Below are 18,859 nucleotides of genomic sequence, written 5' to 3'. Positions count from 1 at the left end.
GATTAAATAAAAGTAAAACTGTCGATTTTAAACCCCACAGCATTTTTTGTATTTCTTTCCGCTTCCGCAAGGGCAGGGTTCGTTGCGGTTGGGAGTGAGGATTTTTCCCGAAAGATAAAACCACTGATTTTGTTCTTTGACAAAAAACGAATGCTCGTAATGAACGCGGTTTTTGTGCGCTTCGTCCCTGAAAAAAGCCTGAAACACGACTTCACCCTGCGTGTCTTCGCTTGTGCCTTTGTGGGTTGAAATAATTTTCAACCCTTTCCATTCCGACTCTTTTGCCCATTGTTCTATGGATGCTTTGTCAAAATGGACTCGTTGGGAGGGATGTGTGGTCGCCATCAAATAATCACTCGCTGCCACACAATAGGCGGAGTACCGGGATTTCATCAGCGTCAATGCCGCTTCGGCTTTTCTTTGTCCTGCAATAATGGCTCCGCAACATGTTTCAAACTCAAGTTCTGAGCCACAGTAACAGGTAGATGACATGATGATAATAATTAAAGCGGTTAACGTAAAAAAGCGACCCTAAAGCCGCTTTTTCGTGTCTGTTTTTCTTCGTTTATTCAATCAACCGGAACAGACGATTCCAACGAATTTTGTTGAGAATAGACTTTGGATTAGGATCAATAGACATCCAGATAAAGACTGCTTTCCCTACAATATGATCGGCAGGAACAAAGCCCCAAAAACGTGAATCGGCTGATTCATACCGGTTATCTCCCATCATAAAATAGTAATCCTGTTTGAAGGTATAGCTGGTGATGGCTTTGCCATCAATGCTTACTTTGCCTTTCTCAATCACTACTTTGTCAGCATCATTATGGTCAAAATACTTAATGACGTGGCCGTATTTTGAAATATTGGCCGAATCCAATTGGATTGTCAAGCCTGTTTTCGGTACTTGAACAGGGCCCCAGAAATCGGGATTTTGTTTAGCTCCCGCTGGGAAAAGCCCCGACTCCTGCGTAGTGGCATCGTAACGGCTTTGGTGGGTCACGCCGCGGATAAAGCTGTGCTTTCTCAGGCCTTCTACCGTTTGAGGAGTCGTACGAATTTGGTATAAAAACTTATTGGGACTCAACGAATCAGCAGGGAATGAGGCATAATCCTGAATGTCTTCGTTGTCAAAAAAGCGGTCGTCCAACAAGTCGGTTGATTCCAAACGATAGTAGAACTGTGCCTTTGGGGGAACTTCTGCTTCTTTACCGTTGATATACACAACCGCCTTTTTTACTTCGATGATGTCACCAGCTACGCCAATACAGCGCTTGATAAAGTTGGTACGCAAATCTACCGGGAATGCTTTATAGCCGCCATTGCCTTGGAGAGGGTCTTCAAACGGCTCGTCAGGGTCGCCTGGATAGTTGAAAACCACGACGTCATTGCGTTTTACATCCGTAAAGCCCGGTAAGCGGTACATCGGGAGTTGAATCAAGGTCGAAAACGACGGAAGATTGGTGCCCCAAATGGTTTGGTGAGTCAGTGGAACCTGCAAAGGAGTGCCCGGCGTACGAGCCCCGTAGTGAAGTTTACTTACAAATAGAAAGTCGCCGATGAGGAGACTTTTTTCCATAGACGACGACGGAATGGTGTAGGCTTCTAAAAGTAGCCAACGGATAAAGGTAGCAGCTACTACGGCAAATACAATTGAATCAAGCCACTCTCTGAAGGGAGATTTTGTAACTTTTTGTGGCTTATCCACCGGTGTTTTTGTAACAGACATGTTTGTATTGATATTTTTAAATTTTATTCACCCAGTAAATCATCCATTCCAAACACGCCTTCTCGCGAAGCCAGCCATTCGGCGGCCACTACGGCGCCGAGCGCAAAGCCCTGACGGTTGTGAGCAACGTGTTTGATTTCGATGCGGTCAACTTCCGACTCATAGCGGATAATGTGCGTACCGGGAACTTCGCCTTCGCGCAAAGATACAATTGGGATTTGATTTTCGGCAACATCGGCCTGATTCGCCCATTCTGTTTTAGCCGTAAGGTGTTGGATAAGTCCTTCGGCCAGCGTAATGGCCGTTCCGCTTGGCGCATCCAGCTTATGAATGTGGTGAATTTCGGTCGTATGAACCTGATATTGAGGATAAGGTGCGATGAGTTTTGCCAGGTAGTTATTCAATCGGAAAAACAAATTGACGCCGATGCTGTAATTGGAAGCGTAGAAAAAAGCCGCTTTATTTTCTCGGCAAAGTGCCTCAATTTCGGGACGATGATGCAGCCAGCCTGTTGTGCCGCAAGCGGTGGGCAATCCTTTACCCATGGCCCATTTGAGATTTTCGTAAGCGGCTTCGGGTGCACTGAATTCAATGACCACATCTACGTTCTCGCGGCTGAAATCAGCCAATTCGTGGTGGTTTGTAACGTCAATTTTACCGACAATTTGATGACCGCGACTGAGGGCAATTTGTTCAATTACTTTGCCCATTTTGCCGTAGCCCAAGAGGAGAATGTTCATTCTATAGTATTCGTTATCGGTTATCAGTTATTCGTTATCTGTCTTAACAGGTGCATTTATTTTCATTCTATTAACAGATAACGGTTAACGGATACCCTTTCATTTAATTATAAATACGGCTTTGGCTCCCACCACTCCGCGTGTGAAAGCGTTGTATTGCGCGTCGGGTTGAATACGCAGCGAAATATCTTCTGACATATCGAAGGTAATGAGGTGAGCGGCTACGTTAGCTTCTACGGCCGCAAGCGCCCATACGCCGGCCAACAATACAATATTTAGGTCTCGGTAGCGGCGGTAAAAATCTTTTCCTTTGGTAATTTGATCAATAGTCAGCGTCCGGCTTTGCTTTTGAGCTCTGATATAGACTTCTGCTTCCGTTCTTAATTGCTTTCCGGTAGTAAGGTCATAACTTGCAAAATAAGGTTGCAGAAAATCCTGGTAGCGAATATTGAAATAGCGAATGAAGTAAACCACCGTTCCCAAACCCGCGTACACAAACGGCATTTTCCAGTATTGTCGGTTGTAGACCTGCCCCAAACCCGGAAACATCAAAGAATAATAAGCGGCTTTCTTGGGATTCAGCTTAGGAATAGGCTTCTTCGTAACCTCTTTTGCCAACGAATCTTTTAATTTTACAACCTGCGCTTTTTTCAATGTATCAAGGCGCAGCGTATCCATGACCTTTGACAACTGCGAAAAACGCTTTTGCAGGGAATCTGTCGCGGTTTGTTGTGCTTCAACTCCTACCACCGCTCCCAATACCAACAACCCAATGAATATCCCCGACTTTTTCACGACTCAAATTTTAGTACTTGTAAAATACGGTCCAGCTCGTCTTGCGAAGTAAAAGGAATTTTGATTTCCCCTTTTTGTTTTTCGTCCGTTTTGATGGAAACTTTTGCTCCAAAATAAGATGAAAGCTTAAACTGTAACGAACGCATCTCCTGTTTTATCACATTGGGGCGGCGTTCTTTTGTATTCACATCTTCCACCGTCATTTTAAGTGCCTGTACAGCTTCTTCCACTTTTCGTACCGACCAGGCTTCTTCGATGGTTTTACGGAATATTTTGAGTTGTATTTCAGGATTTTCGATGTTGATGATGGCCCGGGCGTGCCCCATCGTGATTTGATCATCGCGTAGTGACGCCTGAATCATGGGGGGAAGCTTCAGCAAACGAATATAATTGTTGACGGTGGTGCGGTTTTTGCCTACACGCTCGCCGAGCTCTTCCTGTTTGAGACCGCAATCGGCGATAAGTCGCTGATAACTAAGCGCAATTTCTATAGCGTTTAGGTTTTCGCGCTGAATGTTTTCGATGAGGGCCATTTCCAGCATTTGCTGGTCATTGGCGGTACGAATATAGGTTGGGATATGGGTTAAGCCCACAATTTTGGAGGCCTGCAAACGCCGTTCTCCCGAAATAAGCTGGTACCTGTCTTTCCCGATCTGTCTTACGGTAATGGGTTGAATGATACCCTGTATCCGGATAGACTCGGCCAATTCGTTGAGAGCATCTTCATCAAACCGGGTACGTGGTTGGTATGGATTAGTGTCAATCTGCTCGACATGAATTTCATTCATCATGCTCACACTTTCGTGAGGCAAAGGGCGCGCATTGCGATTGACATTATCGCTATCCTGAAGCAATGCACCTAAGCCGCGTCCAAGACCGGTCATTTTTTTTGGAGCGGCTTTTTCGACATTTTCCATTTTCTTAAATTTATTTCGTTTTGATAGATTTTAGAACTAAAATCTACGTATCACTCGGTGTCTTACTTTGCTTTTTTCACTGCTTATCTTGATCAAGCAGACCATTTTTGCTCAAAACTTCCCGTGCTAAATTGAGATAGCTGATAGCTCCTTTGCTGTCAGAATCTTGGGCAATGGTAGGAACTCCGTAGCTGGGAGACTCACTGAGGCGAATATTTCTTGGAATCATGGTATTGAAAACCATGTGTTTGAAATGAGCTGTTACTTCATTTACCACTTGGTTGGAAAGTCGCACCCGCATGTCGTACATGGTCAACAAAATTCCTTCAATGGCCAGATTGGTATTGAGGCGTGTTTGGATGATTTTGATGGTATTGAGGAGTTTGCCCAATCCTTCCAACGCAAAATATTCGCATTGTACGGGTACAATCACCGAGTCGGCTGCCGTGAGGCTGTTGATGGTGATCAAACCCAACGAAGGTGAGCAGTCAATAATAATAAAATCGTAATCATCTTTGATAGGCCAAAGAGCTTCTTTCATCTTCTCTTCGCGGCTTTTGAGATTGATCATCTCTATTTCAGCACCCACGAGGTCAATGTGTGAAGGTAACAGGTACAGATTCTCGAAATTGGTTTCTACAATGGCTTCCTGTGGAATGACCCCTTCGACCATACATTCGTAGATACTGTATTCAATTTCTTTGGGGTTAAAACCCAAGCCTGACGTGGAATTTGCCTGAGGGTCAGCGTCCACAATCAAGGTTTTGAAGTCTAAAACTGCCAAACTTGCTGCCAGGTTTATCGCAGTGGTAGTTTTACCGACACCACCTTTTTGATTAGCTATTGCTATGATTTTGCCCATTGTTGTTAGGTTTACCGCCTCCAAATATCCGTCTTTATTCGGAATAACCCAAACTGTTCCACGTAAAAAATGTTTAAATGTTTCACGAAGGTGCCGATAAACAATTGGCTGTTAAGTATTAGTAGAAGGGGATTTGGGTCTTTTGAAGGGATTTTACTCTTAAATCAAGGTCAATTAACCAAAAGGAGTTGTAAAAGTGTGGATTTGAGGCTCTTTTAAAAAATGGTTAAATTTTAGACTATGCCGATTAAGTGACTTGCTAATTTTGAAGTAAAGGCTTCAAAGTCAGAAAAATAGCCTTATTGTTTATGAACTGTTTTTCTTTTCACGCTTGTGAAATGTTTTGTTAAAGCCAAAAAGCTTTAAATGCCTGCATTTGGAGCTTTTTGGCGAACTGATGCAACGTAGGAATTGTGAATATTGATTAATGGTGCTGCACATAATCATTGTACTCTCAGGCTACGCTTATTTCTTCACAGGCCTGAATCATGGCACCGGAAAGCGTGCTGTAGCAGCGGGTCCACGCCTCCTTTACGTCTTCGTTCCAGTGGTCGCCCAATCCCTTTTCGAGTGTCCAAAGCAAAGCCTCGCCTACAGGTTGATAATGTCTGGGCTCAACACCGTATTTTACGTGTCTTTGGGCTAATTTTGCCACTTCGTCAATAATGCTGCTGAGGTTGTCTAATTTGCCCACAACGTAAGCCAACATGGAAATAAGTTTTCGCGATTGTTCGGGCAGGGAAGTGCGTTCAAACATCGGACGTATCTCTGGCGTAATTTCAAAAAGACGGTTATAGAATAAATCGCCGACGGTTTCGGCGGGAATCGTAGCTACTAAGCCAAATGTTTCTTTCACTAATGCAATTTGATGGTTGTTCATGGTTGTACGATTTTAATAAAATGGATACTTAATTCTTTGATTTTCAGCAAAGCTGACTATTCCTTTAACAGGAACGAAAGATATAAACCTAACCCGTCGTTAATCACCTGTAAAGCGTGGTAATAGGTCAGGGAAGCAAATGCCAGCATACATCGGCAGATGATGATTTGCTAAAAGTAGAAATGGCCTAAATAGCCTTTAGTCCAATAAGATATAACAAGATAGTACCTATGGCAAAGCATCTCTTGATTTACGCAGTAGCGGGGTTGATAACCCTGACAAATCTTTTAATGACGCCTCCCCAAAAAGCCGTTCAATTGTTTGACGGGAAAAGTTTTAAAGGCTGGGAAGGAGATACCGTGAAAACCTGGCGCATTGAGAACGGCGCTATTGTGGGTGGCTCGTTGGTCAACAAAGTGCCTAACAATGAATTTCTTTGCACCACACGCAGCTATGCCAATTTTGATTTAAAACTCAAGTTCAAACTGACTGGTAACGAAGGCTTTATCAATACTGGGGTACAGTTTCGCAGCAAACGGTTGACTGACCCTGTTTATGAAATGACCGGTTATCAGGCTGATTTGGGCGACAAGTATTGGGCAAGTTTGTATGATGAATCAAGGAGAAACAAAACGTTGATTGCGCCGGAGGAATCGCTCGTTAAAAAAATATTGAAGCCTGGTGATTGGAATGACTATGAAGTGCGGGCAGAGAACCGTCGAATTCGTATTTATCTGAACGGTCAGCTCACCGTTGACTATACCGAACCCGATGAGACTATTCCGCAAACGGGTCTGATCGGTCTGCAAATTCACGGAGGTGGAAAAGCACAGGTGGCCTATAAAGACCTATATATTCAGGAGTTAAAATAACCTAACCTAAACCTATGAACAAACGTACTTTCCTAAAAACTTCTTCCTTATTACTGACCGGCAGTATGCTATCCAATTTTATTTCCTGTAAAAAAGCCGAAGCCCGCACCAATTGGGCGGGAAACTTAACGTACGGCACTGACAATCTGCACATACCCAAAACAGTAGCTGAATTGCAGGAAGCTATCAAAAGCTGTAAAAAAGTAAGAGCTTTGGGTACCAAACACTGCTTCAATAAAATTGCGGATAGTACCGAAAACCAAATTTCTACGGCGGAGTTTAACAAAATAATTTCGTTGGATAAAGCGAAAAACACCGTGACGGTGGAAGCCGGAATCAAATACGGTGAATTGTGTAAATACTTGGATGACAACGGTTACGCATTAAATAATTTAGCATCACTTCCGCATATCTCTGTTGCCGGAGCATGTGCTACTTCTACGCACGGTTCAGGAATTAAAAACGGCAGTTTGGCAACGGCCGTTTCTGCGATGGAACTGGTCAATGGAAAGGGCGAAGTGGTCAATTTGTCTCGCGAAAAAGATGGCGATGAATTTCTGACTGCGATGGTTGGCTTGGGTGCCATCGGCATCGTGACCAAAATGACGCTTGATTTACAACCTACTTTCAAAATGAAGCAGGTTGTTTACCAAAATTTGCCAATGGCGGAATTGGAAAAGAACTTTGAAGCCATCATGTCGGGCGGGTACAGTGTGAGTTTGTTTACCGATTGGACCCATAAGAATGTCAGCGAAGTGTGGATAAAAAGCAAAGCGGAGGACATGAAGGAAATAGCTCCCGAGTATTTTGGCGCAAAATTAGCTACCAAAAATCTCCATCCCATCGAAGCCTTGGACCCCATCAATTGCACCGACCAAATGGGGGTGGAAGGACCGTGGTACGAGCGGATGCCGCATTTTAAAATGGGTTTTACGCCCAGCAGCGGGAAAGAACTGCAATCGGAATATTTCGTTGCCTTTGAACATGCCTACGAAGGATTTATGGAGATTGAAAAACTCCACGAAAAAGTCTCGCCTCATTTGATGATCACCGAAGTGAGGGCCATTGCCGCCGATGATCTATTCATGAGTCCGTTTTACAAAAAAACGTGCGTGGCCTTTCACTTTACGTGGAAACAGGAGATTCCCGAAGTGATGCAATTGCTGCCGCTCGTTGAAGAAGCTCTCGCACCGTTCAATCCGCGGCCGCATTGGGGGAAATTGTTTACGTTAAAATCGGCGGTGCTCCAATCAAGAATCGAAAAATTGCCGGAATTTAAAACACTCATGGCAAAACACGACCCGGACGGGAAGTTTAGAAATGAATTTATTGAAATGAACCTCTTTGGTGAAGCGTAGAGGAGTGTAGGGGTGGAAGGTAAAAGTGTAAAGTCAACAAAAAAGACGTCGATTTCTCGACGTCTTTTTTGTTGACAGATATGTTATAATCAGAAAAAGCTATACGGCAAAACTCTCTCCGCAACCGCAGGTACGGCTGGCGTTGGGGTTTACAAATTGGAAACCTTTGCCGTTGAGTCCGTCAGAGAAATCCAAAACAGTACCTGCCAGATACAGAATACTTTTTTTGTCGACCACGATTTTGATGCCTTTATCCACAAACTCCATATCAGTTGCTTGTTTTTCAGAGTCAAATTCGAGATTGTACATCAATCCTGAGCAACCACCGCCCTGCACACCCACCCGGATGTGGCTATCGTCGGGACGCCCTTCTTCTTTACGCAGTTCAAAGATTTTGTCTTTTGCTTTATCGGTTACGGTGACCATGGTAAGTTTATCGTTTACGGTTTACAGATTGTGCGGGAAATGATTTTTCACAAAAGTAAACGGGATTTGTAGCTTTTGTTTACCTTTTTTAAACCAAATTACCCCGTTAAAAGTTTCACATAGAAAAATCGCTTTTGTCGCAATAAATCCCCGGAAAGTCGCTGGCAGGCATTCGTTCAAGGATAATCATCCTACCTTTATCTTACCTAACTTATTTCTTATGCCGCTATTTCTACGAAAAATTGGGTTGATTGTTGGTTTTTTAGGAATGTCGTTCTTCGCGTTCTCTCAAACTTCCAACGAGCTCAACTACCAAATCCACATCAAAAAAGCCGTTGGTAAAATCACCCTTGATGGGCTGCTCAATGAGCCCGACTGGCAGACCGCCGAGCCAACTACCCCATTTCGGCAGCAGTTTCCGTATGATACTGCGCAAGCTATCCAGCAATCCGAAGCCCGTGTTACTTTCGACGATGAGGCCATTTATGTAAGTTATGTAGTCTACCAGCCGCGCAAATACGCCGTGCAGTCGCTTCGTCGCGATTTTCCGCAAGGAGGAGGTATTGACTTGGTGGCTTTCAACTTCGATACGTTCAAAGACAAGCAAAATGCCTTTCATTTTGCCATCAACCCTTACGGTGCAGTGCGTGAGGGACTCATTACGCGCGGCGATCAAATCTCTAACGATTGGGATAACAAATGGGAGTGCCGTGTGCAGAATTACGATGACAAATGGGTGGTAGAGGCGCGTGTGCCGTTCAAAACGTTGCGCTACCGCGTGTTGGAAGGGGTAAATGAGTGGAACATCAACTTTTTTCGCAATAACCTGTTTCTGAACGAGCGGTCGAGTTGGGCGCAAATTCCGCGTGGCCTTCCTATGAATAGCATTGCTTTCTCAGGAACGCTGGTTTGGGACACCCCACCGCCCAAACCCGGAGCGAATCTGTCGATTATTCCGTACCTAACGGCGGGCGGTGCCGCCGACTACCTCAGCAACCGTCCTTGGCAGAATACTGCGGGCGTTGGGGGCGACGCCAAAGTGGCCATAACGCCCGCTCTGAACTTGGACTTGACCATTAATCCTGATTTTGCTCAGGTGGATGTGGACCAGCAAGTAACCAATCTAAGCCGTTTTGAACTGTTTTTCCCGGAGCGGAGGCAGTTCTTTTTAGAAAACAGCGACTTGTTTGGGGCTTTTGGCAACAATCGTCTCAACCCGTTTTTTTCGCGACGTATCGGCCTCGGGCGCGACTCCCTCAGCGGTAACAACACCACCCTGCCGATTTTGTTAGGGGCGCGGTTGAGCGGTAAACTCGACAACAATTGGCGGCTTGGGGTATTATTGATGCAAACTGGGCGCAAACAAAACGTTGCCGTAGCGGCCAACTACGGCGTGTTTACGTTGCAACGTAAGCTGTTTACGCGCTCGGCAATGTCGTTGATTTTCACGAATAAACACAATTTTTTTGAGGCCAACGACCGCCGTAACGCCGACCTTTTTAATCGGGTGGTGGGCGTTGAATACAACCAAGCATCGGCCAGTGGCTACTGGAACAATAAGTTTTTCTATCATCGGGTGTTCTCGCCTGAGCGGCGGACAGAACCCTATACCGTTGGTGTTAACATTGGGTATTTTTCGCCCAAATGGATTGTTGAAGCCAACGTAACGCGGCAAGGCGAAAACTACCGCCCCGACGTGGGTTTTGTGCAACGCCTTGGTCAGGGAATTTGGCGCACGCCCGTTTTTATCGAAAAAGTCTGGTTTCCTGCCAATCCGCGCCTAAATAAGGTAGTCAATAGCTACGGTGTAGGAATAGACGCAGACATGACCCTGCGCGCCACCAACGCCCAAGTGTGGGATTGGGACTTTTCACCCGTTATTGGCTTTATGCGTTTTCGCAATAATGCCTCGCTGAGAGTCACGCCCGTGCGGTATGATTACACTTATCTTTTTGCTGATTTTGACCCGACCAACACGGGTGGCAAAGCCCTGACTGCCGGCACAAGTTACCTCTATCGTACCATGCGGTTTTTTTACGGCGATAACCACGCTCGCCGTCTTTATATGGATGTCCAAGGCCAGATAGGCGAATATTTCAACGGACGCATTACCTCCTTCACGCCCACCGTTGCTTACCGTTACCAGCCCTACGGATTGTTTTCGCTCATTACCACTTACAATCGAATCAGGCTCCCTCAGGGCTACAATAGTACCGATTTACTGCTCATTACGCCTCGATTAGACCTGACTTTCAGCAAAAGCCTCTTTTTTACTTCTCAACTTCAATACAACAATCAAATCAACAACGTCAATCTCTACACGCGTTTACAGTGGCGGTTTAAGCCTGTGAGCGATTTGTTTATCGTTTATACCGACAATTATTTTGCGCAGGAAGCGTGGAGTGCCGAGAATCGCTATTACGCGCCCTTTCAGTCAAAAAATCGGGCGTTGGTCATTAAGTTGACGTATTGGTTGAATGTGTGAGTCGTGGCGTTTAAACCTCACAGGTTTCGTTGTGCAACGATACACAAACCTGTGAGGTTTACTATTGATAAGGTTTAGATAAGTCGCCGTACTTTCATTTTTTTGAATTTATCGCCCATGCCGAGCAGGGTGGCGGTGGTATTTCGCATGATGAGCTCGCCTTTTTGCAGTTGAGAGATGGCTTCCTTTACTTTATTGAATTCGCTGCCCGTTACCCCAAAAATATCTTTGATGATCTTGTCATTGATGCTTTGTTGCTTCATAATGAGCGGGTATTGGGCATTGGCCAAGAAATCAAAATGCTCACTCTTAAAACTTTCCATATTTTGGGTAGCCAAAATAATACTTAACCCTTTGTTGCGGCCCACGGCGATGAGTTCGCGCAGGGGACGGTTATCAAAATCCAACATGTAGTGGGCTTCGTCAATGATGGTAAAGTGGCGTAGCTCTACGCACTCGTCATTAACGACTTGTTTGGGAAGGTTTTCGTAAATGATATTGAGCTTTGACACCGTAAAATACACCAATGCCTTCGCCAAAACACCCTCTTTGGGAAAAGCGTCCATCTTAATGATAAAACTGTCTTTGATCAAGTCCACCTCGTCGGCCTTGGCAAAAAGTGGTGTTCTGATGAGTTGTTTTAACACTGACCTCACACTGTCATCTTTGTCTTTTTCAAGTAACGACGCATACTCGCGCTCAATGATTTCAAAATCAATCGGGCGGTTTTGGGTACGACGGTAGGCCGCGATGACGGCTTCGGTGAGACGGGTGCTCATGTTGGCTGAAATACTGGTACGGTCTATGGCACTCAACGCCGTGGAGATTTCGGTAGCATACAGGTTGATTTCATTCTGAGTTTTTCCCGTAAAATCTTTGAAAGGGGTAAAAGGCAATGGCTTTTTCATCGGGTCTAAAATCGCCCCCGCGTCGGTCTCAAAATGAGCTAACCAATGCTGATTCTGCGGGTCGGCAAATTCGCCTTTGTAATCAAACAGCAGAAAATTGACGGGGTAGGAGGTATCTACCGAAATGGTACGGATTTCATTGAGCAAAACCGCCAATAGGTTTGACTTACCGGAACCTGTCGTTCCTGCAATGAGAATTTGAGTGTTGGTAATATTGCGACTGTTTAAGTCCAACTTGGCAGGAATTTCGTCGAAAAAACCCAAATCGAGGTTAAGGTGCGGAATACTTCCCAAGGCACCGCGTCCACCGGTACTGAAATTGTTGAGCAACCATTGGTCCAAATGGTCACTCTGGAGGAGGTATTCCACGCCGCGCAGCATTTCAAGGTTGACAGCCCGGCTTTTCAGCGGTATGTTATCCCAATCTACATTGATTTTATGATACCGTAATTTTAGCAAAGCTGACCACAACGATTGGAGGTTGTTACGACTAAAGGTGGTATCGTGGATGTGGTTGCTGGGGTGTAATTTTACCGCTTCAAGGTCAGTAGAAGTTCGTTCACTGACAAGAGATAAGCCCGCCAAAAAGGCAATTCGGTGTAGCATATTACTCGACAAACTGCTTCCTTTATGACCTTCAGTATAGCGGTCGAGGTTGATACGCTCTTCAATTTTATTTTTGAGCGGCTGTAATGTCTCATTGAGGATTTCAGCCTGTCGAATATTAGATAAGTGGATGATTGACATAGCGTTGTGCGTTAAAAATACCCTGCTACTACTTCGGTGCGTTGGTTTTCTTTGTCGCGTTTGAGGGTGTAGGTTTTGGCCACAAACGACTCAATCTTGGCCAGATCGGTTTCTTTGGTAATTTCCGAGTCCGAACTCAATAAAATGGTCTGGTGGGAAACCTGCGGGAAATAATTCTCTAAAATGGTACTTCGGCTTGTTTTGTCGAGTACGCCCATCACGGTGTCGATCATTACGGGTGGGTCATAGTCGCCGTACTCATGGAGGGCTTTTAGTAAAACTTGCACCACTACCTGTTTGGAGGCCGTGTTAAGTTGGTTAAGATAAATCTCATTCCCCGCCTTGTGGTACAGTTTAAAACTCAAATCGCGCAGGTCTTCGGAGAGTTCAACACGCTCAATCACGTCGCGATAAGCGGCCAAATTAAGATTTAAATCCTGCTTCATGGTCACTTCCAATTGCTGTTTTTTGGATTTCAGCAGTTGGTTGGCTACGTCCTCAAAAAACGGCCTCAGTTTCTTCAATGCTTCGTATTTTGGGTCGGGTTCTTCCGATACCTGAATATCAAACTGGGCAATTCGTTTGCTGATGCGCTCTATTTCTTTTTCGTATTCGATTATCTCTCCCTCTAAGCGTTTGGCCAATGATTGGTTGTCTTCGTACATTTTGAGTAAGTTGTAATCTTTTCCCGAAATTTGCGCTTTGAGGGTTTCGATTTGCCCCTTAAGCGAAGTGATTTGTCCTACGGCAATATTGAGCTCTACCTGCTGCTGGGTCAGGCTCGGAAAAGGATTCATGTAGGTACCTTGAATCAGGTTTTCGAGGGCTTTGATTTCGGCAATTTCCAAAAAATAATACGGGTCTTGGGCGTTGTTTGAGCCGTTGTGTTGAAGTAGATGCCGCGCAAGCTCCTGCGCCGTTAAATCTTTGTTAGATAGATGATTAGATAGCAAATATTCGACAATCTTTACGGATACTTCTTGGATTTGTTCTTTGCTCAAAAAACCTTTTTGTTGGTGTTCGACCTCGTTTTTGGATTTTAGTATCAGCGATACCTCCGTTTTGAGGCTTTCAGCGAGTTTGGGCAGAAACACGTGGGCTTCCAGTCCCTTTGCAAATGCCTCAATGTCGTTGCGGTATTGGGTTTCTTTTTTATTGATGCCTTCTATTTGCTGCTCAAACTGCTGAATACGGTTTTTGATCTGTACTTCCTGATTCAGCCCGTTTTTGAGATTTTCGTACAATTCACGGTGGGACAACGCGTATTGAAGGGCTTCCTGCTGACGGGTGCGGGCGTTTTGAAGTTTTTTGTCCAATTCCTTTTTTTGCTCTACCAATCCCAAATACTCTTTCTTTTCCTGCTCCACGGCCAAACGCTGGGCGGTGTGGCTTTCAAACAAACTTTGCGCGGCTTTGGCCAATTGCAGGTATTTGTTGAAACCCATCACGTTTTCGATGTTTTCCCGAATCACGCGGTTGAGTTGGTCTTCTTTGAGCAGATTGCCCGCCTCCATGGCGTCAAACAAAAAATACCGGCTCAGTTCTTTGGGCAGATTGGCCTTGATGATTTTGGCTACCTGTGCTTCCTGCTCGGCGCGTTGGGCAAGGGGCGTGGCCGTGCCGTACTGAAAAATGCTGCCGTTCATGTTGAGGCGTACGCTCTCCACGGGCTTGTGCTCGGCATTGAGCATGTAGGTACGAGAGAGAACATATTGCTGTTCTTCGTTGAGTACTTTTCCCGAAAAATGCACTTCCAGCCCAATCTTAGCTTCGTCGGGGGTGGGAATACCCGCATTGACCAACTCCCGGAAAACCTTGGCGTTGGGGATAGATAAACCGTATAATGCGCCATAAATGGCTTCAAAGAAAGTAGTTTTCCCTCCGCCGTTTTCCCCTCCTATGAGCACGATCGGTCGGTCAGGCTCTACGTTGAGGTCAATATCTAACTGCAAATATGTCTTGAAATGAGTGGCTTTGAGGCGTTTAAGAAGCATTTTTTCTGCATTTTTAAACCTGTGAGGTCTCCAAGACCTCACAGGTTTGGTTAGTTTTCAGTTACTTGACTTTCGTCAGGGCTTTTTCAATGAGCTTTTCGATGCCTTTGCCGTCAAGGTCAGCGTCGGAGACGCGCTTTTCGTGCAGGTTTTTGAGTAAATCCTGCAGCACCCAATCGGCGTCTAAGCCGTGGGTGGTGCAGAGGGTTTCGATGAGGTCGAGGTCGTCGCGCCGAATGCCGTAATGCACAAAACTGATGTCTAAGCCTTTTTTCATGTCGTTGGTTTTAAATCGGGGTTGAAGATTTCCCAGCCCGTTAAATCACTGTCGTTTTGGATGCGATTGCGGCAAAACCGCCAACTTCCGTCTTTTTCTATTAAAATGCCTCCGATGGTTTTTTGTCCACGTCGGTTGCGTTCTTCTATAAATTTGACAAGGGCATTGTGTTTTACCACATTGTCGGGGTGGCTTTCTATGGTTTTGGGGTCAAACAGACCCAGTGTGCCTTCAGAAAATTGCACGATAATGTCCACGTAAAATAGATGCTTGGGTTGTTCTTCGGGGTAGGGAATGGCAAAGTCTTTTTGGTTACTCGTCCCATTTTTGTACCACCAAGCCAATTTATGTTCAAATTTTGCCAAAAACTCAATAAAACGGGCTTCATTGCCACTATCGCAAAGTTTTCCATTACCTCGGTCGCGTACGTACAAGGGCGCAAGGGCGTGTTTGGGCTGTGGCCATTCTACGTACAGGTTGTTGTATTCGCGGCTTTCGGGTACTTCCCACGTTTTGTCGGTGGGCCGAATGTCAATGGCTTTGCTGCTGGCTTTGGCCGCCATGATTTGGGCGTATTTTTCGCGCGCCAGAGTATATAAATCGTTGAATGATTGCGTGTTATGCAGGGTTGCCTTATAACATTTCAACTCATCAAAGGCAAAGTAATCTTCAAACAGCAGTTTGGTGTGGTACTTGATGCGCTCCCACGAGCCGTCTTTTTGGTAGTCGCCGCATTGGCCCAAACAAAAACGGTCGAATAACTTTTCGATTTGATAGGTGGTTTTGGCAAAATGCTCAATGTGGCCCGCCCTTGTTTCACCAATTTGGGTGATGTCCAGATGCACGTCGGTCGGGATGGGAATGTCTATTTTTTCGACGTTCATCAGCATGCCGCGCTCCTTGATTTCGTGCAAATTTTGTTCATAGCTCCACGTCGGTGTGGTTTTTTGAAGACCAAAACACTGTTCTGCGGCTTCAAAAAGCGCTTGGCGAAACTCTAACCCGATGCGTCGGCGGTCAACTTTAACTTGTTGATAATGATTCGGTAGGTTTACGGCGGCATAGGCAATGTCGGGATTACGCTCGGCCACATTGGTGGTGAGGTAGTCGGCTTCTTCGGGCAGTATCTGAATCAGGTTTTTGTTGAGGTTGGTATAGACGTAACCGATGTCGAGGTCGTTGTGGTAGTGTTTTTGTTGGGGCATCCGCAAGATGCGTCCCAAGGTTTGTATCGTAAAAGTTTCCTGTTTTAACTCCCGGTATATCAATAGTACCGATGCCCTCGGACAGTCCCAGCCCGTGGCGATGGCCTGTTTGAAAAGCATCACTTCTACCAAATCGTCTTCGTGCGAAATTTGCTCTAAATTGCTTTTTTCGCCACTGAGCCAAATCGCCAGTTTGCCGTTTTGCTCGCTGATGGGATTCTCCAAATTCTCCAAATGCGCGGCCACCAAGTCCCTGATTTTGTGGTCTTCTGCCGACACGGTCTTTTTGTCCGAAGGCAATTGTATCAGCAGCAGTGGATTGATGCGCGTGCCCGCTTCGCGGTACTGCGCGGCCAAGGCGGCGCGTTTGGCGAGGGCTTTGTCGAGCAGTACCAAGTCGGCATCCCGCCCGTTTTGCTCGTGGGCGCGTACGTCGGGGTTAAGCTCTACGCCGCGCTTAATCATCTCTTCTTTCACCACGTCGTCGCGGTCTATGCGCACCGTGGCAAAGGCCGTGAGCTTGCTGTCGCGGCTGGGCGTGGCCGATACCCGTAGCTGGATGTGCGCACCGATTTTTTGCAGTACGGCCTGCGCCTTTTCGCCCATACTGGCCATGAGGTGCTCTTCGTCAATGATGACCACAATGCGGCTGTTGAGGCGGCTGCGGTTGAGCAGACTTTCGAGCGTGCGACCGCGCTCGTTGGGGCGCATGATGAGGTTTTCGTCGCGGCTGATGCTCTGCCAGTTCAGAAAAATCATCTGGTTGGGTTTGAGTTCGGGCTCGCTGATGTCTTCCCAGCGCAGGGTATCAATGTCGCGGGTTTCGGCAAAAAAGTTTTTCAGGTTCAAAAAACTCTGTACGTGGAGTTGGTTGGGGGCTATCCAGACATACACCACTTGCTTGCTTTCGGCGGGCAGTTCAAAGCGGTTGGGCAACTCGCCCGCCACTTCGCGCAAAAAACGCGCCACCATCACCGTCTTGCCCGAGCCCGTGGGAGCTTCCAAAATAATCTTGTTTTGCACACTGCCGCTTCCGCGAAGATGCTGCTCCCGCGCCAATAGTTTATAAAAATGCTTCTTTAACCCTTGCAGGGCTTCGGTCTGATACCCCAATTCTTTTAAGGCCATGGTCTGTTATTCGTTGTCTGTTAAACCATTATTAATTCCCCCATTGGGGTCGGACCCTCGTAGGGCTGGGGGGCTTGGCAGTAGATGCTGAAAGGCGCGGTAGATGGCATCCGGCAGGGCCACGAGCTGCACCCACTCGGCTACTTCCTCAAAATCTTCGGTGTAAGGGTCTTGGCCTTCCGAAAATACATATACTTTCAGGGTATTGGGCAATAGCTCGGCGCTCATGGCTTGGATGATGCTGACAGCCTGCGGAATGTACGTATCATCATACACCACCATAAACGCCCTATCATTTGCCCGAAATAATCGCACGCCTAAACTCAAACCTGTTAGGTTTTCAAAACCTAACAGGTTTATCTCTTCATACACGCCCTCTTTGAGGCACAGCATCTCGGTGGCGAGCGCCATGAGTGCGCGCTTGTTGGCGAGGGTTTTCTCCCGCCCAACGTAGCCCGTTTGATAATACCGCAGATTGTTGCCGCTCAGCCCCGCCACGGGTTCGCCTTTGGCGTTTTGGTAGCCTTGTATCACGCGCTTGTTGCGCTCGTAGGTGACTTCTTCGCAGATGTTGTTTTCGTTGTTGGTGACCAAAATACACTCCCGCTGCCCGCCGTCTTCGGCATTGAGCGCCATCACGGCGTGCAGCGTGGTGCCGCTGCCGGCGAAGAAATCGAGGACTTTGGCGTCGGGTATAGGAATTAAACTAATCAGATATTTCAACATTTCTAAATTTTTAGGATTGTTAAAAACATCTGATTTTGATAAAACTTCATTTAAAGTAGTTGTGCCTTCATTTGTCGAATAATCAATAAGACTTCTGGAATTACTTTGTTCAAATGAATTGAAAAATAATTTTCCATTTTCTTCATATACTTCACTTTCATCTATGAAGGTTCTTTTTTTAACTGTATATGAATTTGGCTTACCTGTAATAATCAGTTGACTTTTATTCTGATTAATTTTGTCTAATGACCAAGTCCAGCAGCCAAGTTTTCCTCTCACTTTTGGAGGTCTGATTGGTAAATATCCTTTTAGCAATAATTCATTATTAGTTGTGTAAACTTCTTCTAAATCATTTGATATTTTCGCTAATTCAATATCATAATCACAATCTGCAATCAAATCTTTAGTTGTAGGATTATAATATATAGTATGGCCTAAATTTTGGCGAGCATTTAAAATCCCTCCTTCACCTCTGGTCGTAATGGCATCATTTAAATAAAAATAAGTCTCATTCTCTTTAAAAATATCCTTTTTATTAAATACCCCTTTTACTAAATTTGGTACAACTTTATTCTTCGCATCAAATAGACATATTTTTCTATAGGAAAATATGTACTCATGATTTTTTTGGATGTTTATAGTATCATTTTTTGAATTTTGTTTATTTTGAATAAGTGGCCCTAAGGCATTCTCTTCCCCAAAAATCTCATCACAGAGCAGTTTGAGTTGGGCCTGTTCGTTGTCGTCGATGGAGATGAAGATTACGCCGGAGTCTTTGAGGAGGTTTTTGGCAAGGCGCAGGCGCTTGTC

General features: G+C 45.5%; 16 protein-coding genes. 3 read left to right on the top strand and 13 right to left on the bottom strand.

Annotated features, from left to right (window positions below; all coding sequences use genetic code 11):
• Positions 1-27: 27 nt before the first annotated feature.
• The 7 genes from Q0081_RS29195 to Q0081_RS29165 all read right to left on the bottom strand — a co-directional run bounded on the left by Q0081_RS29195 (position 28) and on the right by Q0081_RS29165 (position 5,923).
• Positions 28-492 carry a YchJ family protein gene (locus Q0081_RS29195; protein WP_298361838.1) on the bottom strand — a complete coding sequence of 155 codons (465 nt, stop codon included), beginning with the start codon at positions 490-492 and terminating at the stop codon, positions 28-30.
• Positions 493-565: 73 nt separating this feature from the next.
• Positions 566-1,729: a signal peptidase I gene (gene lepB / locus Q0081_RS29190; protein WP_298361836.1), complete on the bottom strand. Its 1,164-nt coding sequence runs from the start codon at positions 1,727-1,729 to the stop codon at positions 566-568.
• Positions 1,730-1,752: 23 nt separating this feature from the next.
• On the bottom strand, positions 1,753-2,469 hold the full coding sequence (dapB, locus tag Q0081_RS29185) for a 4-hydroxy-tetrahydrodipicolinate reductase (RefSeq protein WP_298361832.1): 717 nt from the start codon (positions 2,467-2,469) through the stop codon (positions 1,753-1,755).
• 99 nt (positions 2,470-2,568) lie between these two features.
• The gene (locus Q0081_RS29180) at positions 2,569-3,264 is read right to left on the bottom strand and encodes a DUF5683 domain-containing protein (protein ID WP_298361829.1); all 696 of its coding nucleotides are present in this window, start codon (positions 3,262-3,264) and stop codon (positions 2,569-2,571) included.
• Positions 3,261-4,181 carry a ParB/RepB/Spo0J family partition protein gene (locus Q0081_RS29175; protein WP_298361826.1) on the bottom strand — a complete coding sequence of 307 codons (921 nt, stop codon included), beginning with the start codon at positions 4,179-4,181 and terminating at the stop codon, positions 3,261-3,263. Before Q0081_RS29175 ends, Q0081_RS29180 begins: the two co-directional genes overlap by 4 nt.
• Positions 4,182-4,257: 76 nt before the next feature.
• Positions 4,258-5,043, bottom strand: a complete 786-nt coding sequence (locus Q0081_RS29170; protein WP_298361823.1) for a ParA family protein — start codon at positions 5,041-5,043, stop codon at positions 4,258-4,260.
• Between the two features lie 454 nt (positions 5,044-5,497).
• Entirely contained in the window at positions 5,498-5,923 is a 426-nt protein-coding gene (locus Q0081_RS29165; protein WP_298361820.1) for a globin family protein, read from the bottom strand.
• 230 nt (positions 5,924-6,153) lie between these two features.
• Between Q0081_RS29165 and Q0081_RS29160 the strand changes: the two genes are divergently transcribed.
• Together Q0081_RS29160 and Q0081_RS29155 are read left to right on the top strand one after the other, a co-directional pair.
• Positions 6,154-6,795 (top strand): DUF1080 domain-containing protein, encoded by a 642-nt coding sequence (locus tag Q0081_RS29160; RefSeq protein ID WP_298361816.1) that lies wholly within the window; start codon positions 6,154-6,156, stop codon positions 6,793-6,795.
• Positions 6,796-6,809: 14 nt separating this feature from the next.
• Positions 6,810-8,153 (top strand): FAD-binding protein, encoded by a 1,344-nt coding sequence (locus Q0081_RS29155; RefSeq protein ID WP_298361813.1) that lies wholly within the window; start codon positions 6,810-6,812, stop codon positions 8,151-8,153.
• Between the two features lie 99 nt (positions 8,154-8,252).
• Here the strand turns inward: Q0081_RS29155 and Q0081_RS29150 are convergent, their stop codons facing one another.
• Entirely contained in the window at positions 8,253-8,579 is a 327-nt protein-coding gene (locus Q0081_RS29150; protein WP_298361810.1) for an iron-sulfur cluster assembly accessory protein, read from the bottom strand.
• 220 nt (positions 8,580-8,799) lie between these two features.
• Here Q0081_RS29150 and Q0081_RS29145 point away from each other — a divergent pair, with 220 nt between their 5' ends.
• Positions 8,800-11,064, top strand: a complete 2,265-nt coding sequence (locus Q0081_RS29145; protein WP_298361807.1) for a DUF5916 domain-containing protein — start codon at positions 8,800-8,802, stop codon at positions 11,062-11,064.
• Positions 11,065-11,138: 74 nt separating this feature from the next.
• On the opposite strand, the gene Q0081_RS29140 is transcribed toward Q0081_RS29145, so the two are convergent.
• The 5 genes from Q0081_RS29140 to Q0081_RS29120 all read right to left on the bottom strand — a co-directional run.
• The gene (locus tag Q0081_RS29140; protein ID WP_298361804.1) at positions 11,139-12,719 is read right to left on the bottom strand and encodes an ATP-binding protein; all 1,581 of its coding nucleotides are present in this window, start codon (positions 12,717-12,719) and stop codon (positions 11,139-11,141) included.
• 11 nt (positions 12,720-12,730) lie between these two features.
• Positions 12,731-14,713, bottom strand: a complete 1,983-nt coding sequence (locus Q0081_RS29135; RefSeq protein ID WP_298361802.1) for an AAA family ATPase — start codon at positions 14,711-14,713, stop codon at positions 12,731-12,733.
• Between the two features lie 61 nt (positions 14,714-14,774).
• Complete coding sequence (locus Q0081_RS29130; protein WP_298361799.1) at positions 14,775-14,990, bottom strand: hypothetical protein; 216 nt, start codon at positions 14,988-14,990, stop codon at positions 14,775-14,777.
• Positions 14,987-17,323, bottom strand: coding sequence for a DEAD/DEAH box helicase (locus Q0081_RS29125; RefSeq protein ID WP_298361796.1), 2,337 nt, complete (start codon positions 17,321-17,323; stop codon positions 14,987-14,989). Before Q0081_RS29125 ends, Q0081_RS29130 begins: the two co-directional genes overlap by 4 nt.
• Positions 17,324-17,329: 6 nt before the next feature.
• Positions 17,330-18,859, bottom strand: a 1,530-nt coding sequence (locus Q0081_RS29120; protein ID WP_298361792.1) for a DNA methyltransferase, incomplete at its 5' end; no start/stop codon positions are given.

This window comes from Runella sp., from assembly GCF_027484545.1.
GTDB lineage: Bacteria > Bacteroidota > Bacteroidia > Cytophagales > Spirosomataceae > Runella.
Note: the sequence above shows the minus strand (reverse complement) of the source record. Positions and strands in the feature narration are given on the sequence as shown.

Coding starts and splice junctions, on each gene's coding strand:
- Q0081_RS29195 (WP_298361838.1), bottom strand. CDS start 492: ATGTCATCTACCTGTTACTGTGGCTCAGAACTTGAGTTTGAAACATGT.
- lepB (WP_298361836.1), bottom strand. CDS start 1,729: ATGTCTGTTACAAAAACACCGGTGGATAAGCCACAAAAAGTTACAAAA.
- dapB (WP_298361832.1), bottom strand. CDS start 2,469: ATGAACATTCTCCTCTTGGGCTACGGCAAAATGGGCAAAGTAATTGAA.
- Q0081_RS29175 (WP_298361826.1), bottom strand. CDS start 4,181: ATGGAAAATGTCGAAAAAGCCGCTCCAAAAAAAATGACCGGTCTTGGA.
- Q0081_RS29170 (WP_298361823.1), bottom strand. CDS start 5,043: ATGGGCAAAATCATAGCAATAGCTAATCAAAAAGGTGGTGTCGGTAAA.
- Q0081_RS29165 (WP_298361820.1), bottom strand. CDS start 5,923: ATGAACAACCATCAAATTGCATTAGTGAAAGAAACATTTGGCTTAGTA.
- Q0081_RS29160 (WP_298361816.1), top strand. CDS start 6,154: ATGGCAAAGCATCTCTTGATTTACGCAGTAGCGGGGTTGATAACCCTG.
- Q0081_RS29155 (WP_298361813.1), top strand. CDS start 6,810: ATGAACAAACGTACTTTCCTAAAAACTTCTTCCTTATTACTGACCGGC.
- Q0081_RS29150 (WP_298361810.1), bottom strand. CDS start 8,579: ATGGTCACCGTAACCGATAAAGCAAAAGACAAAATCTTTGAACTGCGT.
- Q0081_RS29145 (WP_298361807.1), top strand. CDS start 8,800: ATGCCGCTATTTCTACGAAAAATTGGGTTGATTGTTGGTTTTTTAGGA.
- Q0081_RS29140 (WP_298361804.1), bottom strand. CDS start 12,719: ATGTCAATCATCCACTTATCTAATATTCGACAGGCTGAAATCCTCAAT.
- Q0081_RS29135 (WP_298361802.1), bottom strand. CDS start 14,713: ATGCTTCTTAAACGCCTCAAAGCCACTCATTTCAAGACATATTTGCAG.
- Q0081_RS29130 (WP_298361799.1), bottom strand. CDS start 14,990: ATGAAAAAAGGCTTAGACATCAGTTTTGTGCATTACGGCATTCGGCGC.
- Q0081_RS29125 (WP_298361796.1), bottom strand. CDS start 17,323: ATGGCCTTAAAAGAATTGGGGTATCAGACCGAAGCCCTGCAAGGGTTA.